This window comes from Lysinibacillus macroides, assembly GCF_001281525.1.
GTDB classification, from domain to species: domain Bacteria; phylum Bacillota; class Bacilli; order Bacillales_A; family Planococcaceae; genus Lysinibacillus; species Lysinibacillus macroides.
Genome location: NZ_LGCI01000002.1, coordinates 72055 through 85129, shown reverse-complemented (window position 1 = coordinate 85129; position 13075 = coordinate 72055). Strand labels below are relative to the sequence as shown.

Sequence of the window (13075 nt, the reverse complement as noted above, 5' to 3'; positions counted from 1 at the left end):
CGAGCGAGCTCGAAAAAATCTGGACACATTGTTATTACTGCGCGTCAGCAGCAATTGTGCCAAGATGTAATTAATTGAAACGATTTAGAGAGCTTGTTCATCTCACAAATAGATACAGCAGGAAGAATGTGATGAAATTAAACACAAAGTCATTATTAGCCAAAGCTAAAAAAGGAAATCAACAGGCATTTTTACAGTTACTATAGGAGGAGGAGGTCAAGCTTTATAAGATGGCATATATGTATAGGAAAAACAATAAGGATGCCTTAGATGTTGTGCAGGAAACGGTGGCGAAAGCCTATGCCAATATCCAGATGGTCAAGGAAGAACGATTTTTTGCTACATACCTGATGAAAATTTTAAGCTAAAATCAAAAGGTGCTGGTCATCCATGAAGAACTAAAGGAGCAGGGGCCAAATTGATAGCTGTGATGAGCGATTGGATTTGCTACAAGCTATTGAACAGCTTGAGGAGAAATATAAAACCGTTATTTTATTGAAGAATTATCGGGATTTACTGACAAGGGATATTGCAGAATTAATAGAAGCATCATATGCTTTTTAAAACTAATAAATTTTATAAATCATAGAGGGAGGAGGGTCATTTCACTTTATTTGCTTAAATGAACGTTATGCTACGATTACGTGTGCATATAAAGTTTTTTACCTTTTTCATCAACATGAAAACACAGTTCGCATTTTTGGTGCGAACTGTGTATAAACTTCATCATTAGGGTTGGATATTTTCAATAATCGTTTTAACCCCTAATTCAATGCCTAATGGTCCGCCTGCTGCAATTGAGCTATCGAGCGCATAGACATGTCCATTTTTTACTGCTTCAAGCGAATTCCATACGGAGTCATCTTCTAGGTTTTGTAGATAGGTTGCTAAACTTGTTGTAGAGCCCCGAATATCGGCAACAAACATATAGTCGGGGTTCATGGCTGCTAACCCTTCCAAGGAAATTTCTTCACCTTTTGAGGACATATCTACATAATTGTCTGGTGGGTTCAAGCCAAGCCCGTTTTCCTTATTGAAAACAAATTGTGTTGTAAAAGCCCAAAACTGTTTATTACCAAGCATAATAACGCCAAATGACTGATCGCTGTAAGTTGCTAACTGCTGTTTAGAATCTGTAATTAATGCTTCAATTCGAGCAATTTCAGTTTCAGCCTTTTCTTCTTTGCCGAAGATTTTACCGTATTCTCGCAATGCACCCTGCCAATTATTTTCATTGCTATCAACTGTAATCACAGGCGCTATTTTTTCCACTTTTTCACCGTATTTTTCATACCATCCTGCATACATGATGATAACATCAGGCTTAGTTTCTATGAGTTTTTCCACATTCGGGTCAGTCATAGAACCGACATCTGTTATATCATATTTTCCTTTATAGGGAGTGAGAGATGCCCAATCGTCTAATACATTTAGATCGGTAGCAGCTGTAGGAAACTCATCTAGTAAAAATAAATGTTCGAAGTTACGGAAGAAAAGCAATGCCGTTTTTTCGGGCTTCTTTTCTAAAACAATTTCCCTTCCAAGCGCGTCCACATATGTTCTTGGCCATGCAGCTTCTTCTTCAGTGTTGTTCGCCGTACTTTTCTCCTCTTGCTGTACACTATCTGAAGTATCCGTATTATTCCTTGCAGGTGTTTGCGAACAACCTATGAGTAACCCTGTTAAGAGTAAGATGGATAGCATTAGTACCATCAGTTTTTTCATGACTTTTACCTCCAATATGATGTAGCTTTGCCTGATCTGACTTTGGCAAAGCTAGTGTAACAAAACAATTTTCATATTGAAATGGCTCAATCTTGAATTCAGCATGGATTATTCTTGAACTTCTCTCGGAAATTATTAGGAGAAATGCCGAATTGTTTTTTAAAAACGCGACTGAAATAGTAAGGATCTGCATAGCCGATACTTTTGGCAATTACATAAATAGGTATGTCTAGCTGTAAAAGTAATTTTTTAGCACGATTTAATCGATAGGCAGCTAAGTATTCCCATGGTCCCATGCCTACATATTTTTGAAATAAGTAGAAAAGACGATTTTCATTCATGTTATATTGCTGAGCGAGCATTCCCACTGTTAATGAATCCATATAATGGTCATGTACATAGGAGACAATTTGCTCAAATAAGGCTCTTGTATCATCTTTTGTTTGATTGCGTACATTGACAAACATTTCATCTAATACACAACGGAATAGCGTTTCTGTTCGAAATGCATGGATTCCGCCTGTTTCATTAGAGGTACGCCATAATTGCTGCAGTAATTCTGTTAATCTAGGACTTTGACCTGTTTGTAACTCAAAATGGGTAGAAGAAAGCGAAAAGTCCTTTGGTTCATTTCCTAACACATTGTAAAGCACCAGTAGATACTCCCATTTAGTTGTGCCAATTACGCGACGGTCAAGTTGCATTTGAGCACCACCATGTACGATATTCCCAGTTCTAACGATATAAGGTGTTCCATTAAACACAAATTCTGCTTTGCCCTGTAATGGGAATACAAAGCCAGGAAATGGCTCGGAATAGTCGTTAAACCACATACCTGGTTCACGTTCAAAGCGACGTACCGCTTTTAGCTGAAAAGCAGTATGTGCGAAATGTTCTGCTAACTTATTAACATCCATATTCAAAGCTGACCTCCAATCGATTATTATTTTTCTAAGAAATGTATGTATAGTGACAATAGAAGGTTATTGTTATGTCAACCTTCCCAGAGAAGGATGAAGAAGTTTTGCGCAATATTTATCAATAGAATAGAATTAATTACTGATAATGATTATCATTATTAATTATTGAAGCATATGTCTGTTTTCTGTGCAACATTTTCTTTGTCCATGAATGGGGGAGAAAAGTTTCTTAAATTATCTAAAAATATAAATATTTTTGAAAGTAGTAAGTATTGCTAAATAAAATTATCCATGTAGATGGAAATATTCGTCTTACAGTTGAATTTATAAGAAGTAGTGACATGAACTAAATTGTTAAAGGTAATGAACAAGAAGCAATGAAGAGACTTTGGTCAATTGGCTACCTACTAAAATCTTAGGTCGTTTTTTTGTTCAGCAATAGATTTTGTTTAATATTTTCTAATTGCAATTGATATCGATAATCATTTGCAGTATAGTGAACAGTAAATTATATAGTAGGGCGGTATTGGAGAAAATGGATGTGAAAATTTTATGAAAGCAGAAGATGATTGCCAATAAGTACTATTTTGATAAATAAAAATGGGTGAAATAGTTTCTTTTTGAATAGCTTGCATTCAGAAGAATAATTGTAGTATATTTTGAATGAAAATGATAATTATTCTCAATTGTTTGTGGAATAAATAATAACTGGGATTAGGAGGTTTCATCCATGCTTCTACAGCGATTTTTTTCTTACTATAGGCCCTATAAAGGTTTATTTATTTTAGATTTTAGCTGTGCCATATTAGTAGCATTAATTGAGCTAGCATTTCCAATGGTATTAAATAAGGTAATTGATGATATTTTGCCAGATGGGGAATTAAAGTGGATTATTATGGCGAGCTTATTGCTATTTGTCTTATATATTTTTAATTCCATTCTCCATTTTATCGTTTCCTATTGGGGGCATATGCTGGGAATTAATATTGAAACAGATATGAGGAAGGAGGCTTTTAGTCATGTACAAAAGCTATCCTTCCGCTACTTTGATAACAATAAAACAGGGCATCTTGTTTCACGCTTAACCAATGACTTAATGGATATTGGTGAACTGGCTCACCATGGACCAGAGGATATCTTTATTGCTGCCATGACGATTATCGGTACATTTGGTGTGATGTTCTATATTGATCCTACCTTTACAATCCTTATTTTCCTGCTTGTACCGATTATTTTAGTGCTAACAATTATTTTTGGTAAATTAATGTCTAAAGCATTTCGTCAAATGTTTGGAGATATTGCCGATTTTAATGCGCGTGTTGAAAACAATGTCAGTGGCATTCGTGTTGTCCAAGCCTTTACCAATGAAGAACATGAGATTAAACGCTTTAAGGTCAATAATGAACGATTCCGAATGACAAAGCTTTTTTCCTATAAAGTGATGGCATGGAATGAAGCCGTTTCAGGTATTCTGACAAAGGTTTTATCATTATTTACACTTTTTGTTGGAGCCTATTTTGTATTAAATGGGCATTTAACAAATGGTGATTTTATCGCCTTTATTTTGTTATCGGGTATTCTCTTAGGACCTATTAATAAAATTAATATGTTTATTGAAAGCTACCCAAAAGGCATGGCAGGCTTTAGACGCTATATTGAATTTCTTGAGACAGAGCCTGAAATTGCTGATCGCCCTGATGCAAAGGCTATTGATGAAATTGATGGAGCCATTACATTTACAAATGTGTCGTTCGGCTATGCAGACAACCAACGCGCCTTACATCACATACATTTAAAGGTGCATCCTGGTGAAACAGTTGCACTAGTGGGGCCATCTGGTGCAGGAAAATCGACTATTTGTAGTTTGTTACCACGTTTTTATGAAGTCAATGAAGGCTCGATTAAAATTGATGGTATTGATATACGAGATTTTAAACTTCAATCTTTACGTTCACATATAGGGATTGTCCAACAAGATGTCTTTTTATTTGATGGGACCATTCGTGAAAATATTGCTTATGGTAATTTAAATGCCAGTGATGAAGATATTTGGTATGCGGCACAGCGTGCACAACTAGCCGATGTTATTCATGCGCTTCCTGAGGGAATGGATACATTGATAGGTGAGCGTGGTGTGAAATTATCAGGTGGGCAGAAGCAGCGATTATCGATTGCGCGTATTTTCTTGAAAAACCCCAAAATTTTAATATTGGATGAGGCAACATCTGCACTTGATACAGAAACAGAACAAGCCATTCAACAAGCATTAAATGAGCTTTCTATTGGTCGCACAACATTAGTGATTGCCCATCGATTAGCAACAATTAAGGATGCAGATCGAATTGTCGTTGTATCGAAAAAGGGCATTATTGAAGAGGGTACACATCAACAGCTAATGGAAAGAAAAAATGCTTACTATGGTTTATATACAGCTCAATTTGGTTTACAAATATAAAAATAAGCACGCTTAAAATGAAAGGAAGTTAAACATGTCAGTACTTGAAATAGATCATGTGGCAATTGGTTATTCCTCAACACTTATCGTGAATGATTTAAGTGTGGAGATTCCAAAGGGACAAATTTCCACAATTATAGGCCCTAATGGATGTGGTAAATCTACATTATTAAAAGCGGTTGCACGTGTACTACGAATGCAAAACGGTGCTGTTTATTTAGATGGCAAAGCGATTCATCAATTAAAAACAAAAGAAGTAGCTAAAAGGATGGCGATTTTACCTCAGACAGCAACAGCACCAGGCGGATTAACGGTTTTTGAGCTGATATCCTATGGTCGTTTCCCTCACCAAGCAGGGTTTGGTACATTGCGTAAGGAAGACTATGAGTATATTCATTGGGCGATTGATGTTACGGGATTAAGGGAATTTAGTGATCGACCAATTGAAGCCTTGTCAGGTGGACAGCGTCAAAGGGTATGGATTGCGATGGCATTAGCTCAAGGCACAGATATTTTAGTACTGGATGAACCAACAACTTATTTAGATTTAGCACATCAGCTTGATATTTTATTGCTGCTACAAAAGCTTAATAAGGAAGAAGGACGAACGATTATTATGGTATTGCATGATTTGAATCATGCATCACGCTTCTCTCATTTTATGATGGCCATGAAAGGCGGAAATTTAGTGGTGAATGGTAGCCCAAAAGAAGTAATGACAAAGGAAAATTTACAAACGGTATTCAATATCGATGCAGAAATGGCTGTTTGTCCATATAGTAAAAATCCAATCTGCTTATCTTACCAGCTGTACGACATAAAGGAGTAAATTTTTTAGCATTTTGAATTAGAAGTTATGAGGAGGAAGTTGAATGACTACGTCGACAGGAGTAGGAGGGCTCAACGATTTAGATGAGCTACAAAAACGATCTCATCCGATCCGTGGAGTAGTAGCTTTAATTGTAGGAGTAATTGGATTACTATTTGCCATTGGCTTATCGATTTCATTTGGGGCAGCAGATATTTCATTGGGCACTGTATGGACAGCAGTGATCCATTTCTCACCTGAATTAACAACACATCAAATTATTCACGATATTCGTTTACCACGAGTGCTAGGCGCAGCATTAGTTGGAGCAAGCTTTGCAGTAGCTGGTGCGATTATGCAGGGAATGACACGTAATCCGTTAGCTGATTCAGGGCTACTCGGCTTGAATGCAGGTGCAGCATTTATGTTAGCTGTTTGTTTCGCCTTTTTCCCTAGTCTGCCTTATATGTATTTAATTTTATGGTCCTTTGTAGGAGCAGGCTTAGGTGTAGTGATCGTGTACGGTATTGGCTCGCTGTCTAAAGGTGGCTTAACACCGATGCGTCTTGTGTTGGCTGGGGCTGCTGTTAGTGCATTACTTGGCGCATTAGGTGAAGGACTTGCCTTGTACTATCGTATTGGGCAAGACCTAGCATTTTGGTATGCAGGCGGTGTTTCGGGGACAAAATGGAGCCATCTGCAAATATTATCACCTTGGATACTAGTTGCGATGATTGGTGCTATTATTTTATCGCGTTCTATCACGTTGCTAAGCTTAGGTGAGGAGATTGCCATTGGGCTTGGGCAGCGTATTGGTGTCGTAAAGATATGGGGAATGATCATTGTTTTAATTTTAGCAGGGGCAGCAGTTTCAGTTGTTGGTGCTGTTGGCTTTGTCGGGTTAATTATTCCTCATTTAGCGAGATACATAGTTGGTCATGATTATCGTTGGATTATCCCATGTTCGCTGATCTATGGAGCATTGCTTGTGGTGTTAGCGGATTTTGTAGCACGCATTATTAATCCGCCATATGAAACGCCAATTGGTGCGTTAATTGCCTTTATCGGTGTGCCGTTCTTCCTCTATTTAGCACGTAAAGGAGGAAAAGAACTGTGAGTAACAGCTTTTTAACAGCAAGTCAGCAAAAGACAAGAAGGAAAAATTTTGTGACGATTGTGACGTTACTTGTTTTAATCGTTATCACCTTTGTGATTAGTATGAATACGGGCGTCATTAAATTAACACCAATGGAGGTTTTTCGCACATTATTTGGACAAGGTGATGCACAGCAGCAATTAATATTATTTGAATTCAGACTTCCCCGTATTGTGATTGCCGTTCTAGTAGGAATGGGCTTAGCTGTTTCAGGTGCTATTTTACAAGGTATTTCTAAAAATGCCCTAGCAGATCCAGGTATTTTAGGGATTAATGCTGGAGCAGGCCTTGCTGTTATGCTCTATATTTCATTTTTTCCAACTACGAAAGCAGCACCTGTTTATTTACTGCCAGTGCTTGCCTTTGTAGGAGCAGGCTTCACAGCGATCCTTATTTATACACTTTCTTATAGACGGCATGAGGGTATTACACCGATGCGTTTAATATTAACAGGGGTAGCTATTGCCGCAGGTATTAGTTCAGCTATGATTGTACTAACATTACGTCTAACACCTGAAAATTATCAATTTGTAGCGACCTGGTTAGCGGGTAGTATTTGGGGCTCTAATTGGAGATTTGTGCTTGCATTGCTACCATGGCTGCTTATCTTATTACCATTTGTTTATGCAAAATCACGTGTATTAAATATTTTAAATTTAGGTGAATTAACGGCAATTGGACTAGGAGCTTCTATTGAAAGAGAACGTCGCTGGCTATTAGCGGCTGCTGTTGGTTTAGCAGGAGCCAGCGTTTCAGTAAGCGGTGGTATTGGATTTGTTGGGCTTATTGCGCCGCATTTGGCACGACAGCTTGTTGGTGCAAAACATCAATTTTTACTACCAACCGCAGCACTTTTAGGAGGCTTTTTAGTATTAATGGCTGATACATTAGGTCGTTCTCTTTTAGAGCCATCAGAAATTCCAGCTGGGATTGTTGTTGCTGTATTAGGTGCTCCATATTTCTTATATTTATTAGCACGATTAAAGGAATAAATTTTGCATGGTGCCGATTTTGATAGTTTCTACTTGAAAAAGCTAAGATATCTATGCTATACTTCGTAGGTATGCAACGTGTACATATATAGCTGACATTCCACTTCCGATACAATTTTGTGATCGGCATATTCGGGCTATGTAAGGTACAGTTCGAGAATACTCTGTTCCAGATGGTTCAGGGCGGGAGGAGAAAACGAATATGAAACAAGGAATTCATCCAGACTACAAAGAAGCAACAGTAACTTGCTCTTGTGGGAACACTTTCAAAACGGGTTCAGTAAAAGAAAACATTGTTGTCGAGTTCTGCAACGAATGTCACCCATTCTATACTGGCCGTCAAAAATTCGCGTCTGCTGATGGTCGCGTGGATCGTTTCAACAAAAAATACGGTCTTAAAAACTAATGTTAGTTTAATACCTGCCAAGCATGTGCTTGGCAGGTATTTTTTTCAGTATATGGAATAATAGTCTTTTCAGAATCTAGCGTAATGAAAAGAAGGGGAGAAGACAAAATGGCACAGCTTTATTTTAAACACGGTGCAATGAATAGTGGTAAATCAATAGAAATTTTAAAAGTTGCCCATAATTATGAAGAGCAAAAAAAGCCGGTAATGATGTTTACTTCAGGTTTAGATACACGGGACGAAGTCGGTTTTGTTTCCAGTCGAGTAGGTTTACGACAGGAGGCTATTCCTGTTTATGCAGATACAAATATTTTCGAGCTAGTGAAAAACAATGCGGTGAAGCCGTATTGTGTGCTTGTAGATGAAGTTCAATTTTTAAAAAAGGCACATGTTTTACAGCTTGCAAATATTGTGGATCAATTAGCCATTCCTGTAATGGGCTTTGGCTTAAAAAATGATTTTCAAAATGAGCTATTTGAAGGCAGCCAGTATATGCTTACATATGCAGATAAAATTGAAGAAATGAAAACCATTTGCTGGTTCTGTCATAAAAAAGCAACTATGAATTTACGAGTAGACGAAAGAGGGAAGCCTGTTTATACAGGCGATCAAATTCAAATTGGCGGCAATGATGCTTATTATCCAGTATGTCGTAAATGCCACGCCAATCCACCCCTCTAATGCAACAAGAAAAAGTAGCATACATGCAAAATTTTTCTTATACTAAGTAGGGGAAATATATCAATATTTATGATGCTTGCGTGAAATTTTGATTGAAAATTTCTTTATTCGTAAATAGTGAAAAGAAGAAATATCTAAAAAACTAAATAGAGGTGAAATCCATGTTTGATCGATTACAAGCAGTGGAGGATCGCTATGAAAGGCTAACGGAGCTTTTAAGTGATCCAGATATTGTGAATGATAGTAAAAAATTACGTGAATATTCTAAAGAACAATCGGATATCCAAGAAACTGTGGATAGTTATCGTGAATATAAAAGTGTCAAAGAACAGTTAGCAGATACACGTGAAATGCTAGATAGTGAAAAAGACCCTGATATGCATGAAATGGTCAAAGAAGAGTTTAACCTACTAAAAGCCCAACAGGAAGAATTAGAAGAACGTTTACGTATTCTACTGATCCCAAAAGATCCAAACGATAATAAAAACGTTATTATGGAAATCCGTGGCGCAGCTGGTGGTGACGAGGCCAATATTTTTGCAGGTGACTTGTTCCGTATGTACTCTCGCTATGCAGAAACGCAAGGCTGGAAAATTGATATTATGGAAGCGACACCAAACCCAATGGGCGGCTATAAAGAAGTAATCTTTATGATTAACGGACAAGGAGCCTATTCAAAGTTTAAATATGAAAACGGTGCACACCGTGTACAGCGTGTGCCTGCTACAGAATCACAAGGCCGAATTCATACATCAACAGCAACAGTGGCTTGCTTACCTGAAGTTGAGGAAGTAGATGTTGAAATCCATGAAAAAGATATCCGTGTAGATACATTTGCATCATCTGGTGCGGGTGGTCAATCTGTTAATACAACGATGTCGGCTGTTCGTATGACCCATTTACCAACAGGTGTTGTGGTGTCGATGCAGGATGAACGCTCACAAATTAAAAACCGTGAAAAAGCCATGAAAATTTTACGTGCGCGTGTTGCAGATATGTATATGCAGGAGGCACAAAAAGAAATTGATGCTACACGTAAATCTGCTGTTGGCTCTGGCGATCGCTCTGAGCGTATTCGCACATATAATTATCCACAAAATCGTGTAACTGACCACCGTATTGGTTTAACGATTCAAAAGCTAGATCAAATCGTCGAGGGTAGATTGGACGAAATTATTGATGCGCTTATGTTAGAAGAGCAAGCATCGAAGTTAGAGCGCTTAAATGATGACTTATAAAAATGTGATGGAGGCCCTTGACTGGGCTTCTTCTTTTTTAGTGGATAATGGTCGTGAGCAAACAGCAGCCCGCATTGTGATGCAACATATACTTGGCACTAGCTATTCAGAGGTAATGCTACACTTACAGGATGAATTAACAGCAGAGCAGCAAGTAAAATTTACAACACTTATCGAAGAACATGTCAGTGGTCGTCCTGTACAATATTGTGTAGGGATGGAAGAATTTTATGGCCGCTCCTTTTTTGTTGATGAATCAGTACTAATCCCTCGGCCTGAAACAGAGGAGCTGGTGCTTGGCACGATTACTCGTATCAATAAGCTATTTCAGCATCAAGCATTGAAGCTGGCGGATATTGGTACGGGTAGTGGCGCTATAGCTATTTCAATGAAGCTGGAATGTCCAGCACTAACAGTTGTAGCGACTGATTTATCGAAGGCTGCATTGGCAACAGCACAAAAAAATGCTCAAAGATTAGAGGCAAATATTGATTGTAGGTTGGGTGATTTAACAGCCCCACTTGCTGGGGAGAAATTTGATATTGTTTTATCGAATCCTCCGTATATCGCTTTTGATGAGGCGCAAGAAATGTCCAGTGTTGTCCTAGAGCATGAGCCACATAGTGCGCTATTTGCTGAGGAGGAGGGGCTGAGTTTATACCGAAAATTAGCTGAGCAATTACCTGCTTATATGAATAGGCCAGCACTGATTGGGCTAGAGATCGGTTATACACAGGGAGAAAAAGTAGCTAAATTCTTTCGTGATAGTTTTCCGCAGGCTACAATTTCCATAGAAAAAGATATTAATGGTAAACCTCGAATGATTTTTTGTGAGATTCATGTATAAAGTATCTTGAACTTGCCAACAATGTTGAGCAAGGAGGGATTTTTATGTTAAATGAATACAAGATTAAAAGATTACCGAAACAACATATCTTTTTAGCTTTTGCTAGACTAGTAGTAATTGCGATTACTTTACAATTATGTATTTTATATATTCCAACATTTATAGGGTATGCAAAGGCAACTATGAATCAGGTGCAAGAAGAGGATTTTCGTATACGTGTGATTGCCAATAGTAATACAGCACAGGATCAGCAAGAAAAGGAGCAACTTGTCAAAGAGCTAAAGCCCTATTTTACACAAGTTACTGCTGCTGGAATAATCCAAAATGAGCAAATCCTTTCGTTAAAGCAACAAATAGAAACAGAATTAAGCGAAAGTTATCCACAAATGGATACACAGGTTGTACTCGGGGATAACTTATTCCCACCAAAAAGACAAGGTGCTGTACTTTATCCACAAAATGTCTATCAATCGATTGTTGTGAAGATCGGTGATGCGCGTGGGGATAACTGGTGGTGTAGTATTTTCCCTTCTATCTGTGAGCCTGAGAAAGAAGAGGTAAAAGAGGAGCCAGAAGAAAAAGAACAAGTAACATTCTTTGTATGGGAATGGATTAAAGGGCTTTTTGCATGAATTGTGCACAAATTCAGATAACTTATACACAATTTTTTCTAAGTTATAAACAATATGTGGATAATTCAGTAAAAATGAATAATTGAAGGAAGGTTTTAATGATGAAAACCGTTTGTAAGGTTGTGGACAGTAATGTGAATAGTCAGATTAATTATGCACAAGCTGTGGATATCTTAAATGCAGGAGAGGTCGTGGCATTTCCAACAGAAACGGTTTATGGTTTAGGTGCTGTTGCCACAAATGATTCAGCCGTGAAAAAGATATTTGAAGCGAAGGGCCGTCCTTCGGATAATCCTTTAATTGTCCATATTGGTACAAAAGAAGAAGTGGCACTGTATGTAGCTGATATTTCTAAAGTGGCGAAGCAATGTATGGATTTATTTTGGCCGGGTCCACTAACGCTCATCATGCCGGTTAAACCAAATGTATTGGCTCAAAGTGTTACGGCTGGCTTATCAACAGTTGGTATACGAATGCCAAATCATCCTGTTGCACTTGCCCTATTACAGCAGCTAAAAAAGCCACTTGCTGCACCGAGTGCTAATCGTAGTGGGAAGCCAAGCCCTACTGAGGCAGTCCATGTAAAAGATGATTTGGCTGGATACATACCTTATATTTTAGATGGAGGCTCTACAGGAATAGGACTTGAGTCCACAGTGTTAGATGTGACACAGGAGCCTCCTGTTATTTTACGTCCAGGCGGCATTACAAAGGAAATGCTAGAGACTAAAATAGGATCTGTTATACAGCCAACACAAATAGAACAAAAATTGGATATAACGCCAAAGGCACCAGGCATGAAATATACACATTATGCACCAAATGCGCCTGTATTTTTAATTGACTGTTGTGAGGAGAGTGTTAATAAAGCTGTTCAGCAATTGCAGCGTGAGGGGCATAACGTTGCATTACTTGCACCTGCTAATTTTCATATGAGCAAGGCTGATTTTTACTTTTCAGTGGGGGAAGCTGGAAGCCAGAAAGAGATGGGAGCTACCTTGTACAATGCCCTAAGAGCATGTGATAAAACAACAGCTACCATTATACTAGCTACAGCAACTTCAACCGAAGGGGTCGGGGCTGCTATTATGAATAGACTTGAAAAAGCCTCTGGAGGAAAGTGGTATTCAGCATAAATGAAAGTACTTTATAAAGCTAGCGACAAAAGACAGTAAAAATATACATGTCTTTTGTCCTTTTTTATATGTATTAAAA

At 38.0% G+C, this 13075-nt stretch carries 14 protein-coding genes; 12 read left to right on the top strand and 2 right to left on the bottom strand.

The window, feature by feature from the left end; translation table 11 throughout:
* Positions 1–230: 230 nt before the first annotated feature.
* Together ADM90_RS23560 and ADM90_RS25425 are read left to right on the top strand one after the other, a co-directional pair.
* The gene (locus ADM90_RS23560) at positions 231–368 is read left to right on the top strand and encodes a sigma factor (protein ID WP_083448414.1); all 138 of its coding nucleotides are present in this window, start codon (positions 231–233) and stop codon (positions 366–368) included.
* A gap of 76 nt (positions 369–444) precedes the next feature.
* Positions 445–564, top strand: coding sequence for a hypothetical protein (locus ADM90_RS25425; RefSeq protein ID WP_327037004.1), 120 nt, complete (start codon positions 445–447; stop codon positions 562–564).
* Positions 565–729: 165 nt separating this feature from the next.
* On the opposite strand, the gene ADM90_RS00590 is transcribed toward ADM90_RS25425, so the two are convergent.
* Both ADM90_RS00590 and ADM90_RS00585 read right to left on the bottom strand, forming a co-directional pair.
* Positions 730–1725, bottom strand: coding sequence for an ABC transporter substrate-binding protein (locus tag ADM90_RS00590; protein ID WP_053993137.1), 996 nt, complete (start codon positions 1723–1725; stop codon positions 730–732).
* A gap of 98 nt (positions 1726–1823) precedes the next feature.
* Positions 1824–2648, bottom strand: coding sequence for a helix-turn-helix transcriptional regulator (locus tag ADM90_RS00585; RefSeq protein WP_200908494.1), 825 nt, complete (start codon positions 2646–2648; stop codon positions 1824–1826).
* Between the two features lie 727 nt (positions 2649–3375).
* Between ADM90_RS00585 and ADM90_RS00580 the strand changes: the two genes are divergently transcribed.
* The 10 genes from ADM90_RS00580 (at position 3376) to ADM90_RS00535 (ending at position 12996) form a co-directional block, all read left to right on the top strand.
* On the top strand, positions 3376–5100 hold the full coding sequence (locus tag ADM90_RS00580; RefSeq protein WP_053993135.1) for an ABC transporter ATP-binding protein: 1725 nt from the start codon (positions 3376–3378) through the stop codon (positions 5098–5100).
* A 34-nt stretch (positions 5101–5134) separates the two neighbouring features.
* A complete protein-coding gene (locus ADM90_RS00575; protein ID WP_053993134.1) occupies positions 5135–5929 on the top strand; it encodes an ABC transporter ATP-binding protein in 795 nt (264 codons plus the stop codon).
* Between the two features lie 43 nt (positions 5930–5972).
* The gene (locus tag ADM90_RS00570) at positions 5973–7025 is read left to right on the top strand and encodes a FecCD family ABC transporter permease (protein ID WP_053993133.1); all 1053 of its coding nucleotides are present in this window, start codon (positions 5973–5975) and stop codon (positions 7023–7025) included.
* Positions 7022–8056 (top strand): FecCD family ABC transporter permease, encoded by a 1035-nt coding sequence (locus ADM90_RS00565; RefSeq protein WP_053993132.1) that lies wholly within the window; start codon positions 7022–7024, stop codon positions 8054–8056. Before ADM90_RS00570 ends, ADM90_RS00565 begins: the two co-directional genes overlap by 4 nt.
* Before the next feature lie 202 nt (positions 8057–8258).
* Entirely contained in the window at positions 8259–8462 is a 204-nt protein-coding gene (gene rpmE, locus ADM90_RS00560; protein ID WP_004269457.1) for a 50S ribosomal protein L31, read from the top strand.
* Positions 8463–8570: 108 nt separating this feature from the next.
* On the top strand, positions 8571–9143 hold the full coding sequence (locus ADM90_RS00555; protein ID WP_053993131.1) for a thymidine kinase: 573 nt from the start codon (positions 8571–8573) through the stop codon (positions 9141–9143).
* Positions 9144–9304: 161 nt separating this feature from the next.
* Entirely contained in the window at positions 9305–10381 is a 1077-nt protein-coding gene (gene prfA, locus ADM90_RS00550; RefSeq protein WP_053993130.1) for a peptide chain release factor 1, read from the top strand.
* Entirely contained in the window at positions 10368–11228 is an 861-nt protein-coding gene (gene prmC, locus ADM90_RS00545; protein WP_053993129.1) for a peptide chain release factor N(5)-glutamine methyltransferase, read from the top strand. The genes prfA and prmC overlap by 14 nt, the downstream gene beginning before the upstream one ends.
* A gap of 44 nt (positions 11229–11272) precedes the next feature.
* Complete coding sequence (locus tag ADM90_RS00540) at positions 11273–11860, top strand: stage II sporulation protein R (RefSeq protein WP_053993128.1); 588 nt, start codon at positions 11273–11275, stop codon at positions 11858–11860.
* 101 nt (positions 11861–11961) lie between these two features.
* Entirely contained in the window at positions 11962–12996 is a 1035-nt protein-coding gene (locus tag ADM90_RS00535) for an L-threonylcarbamoyladenylate synthase (protein ID WP_053993410.1), read from the top strand.
* Positions 12997–13075 lie beyond the last annotated feature (79 nt).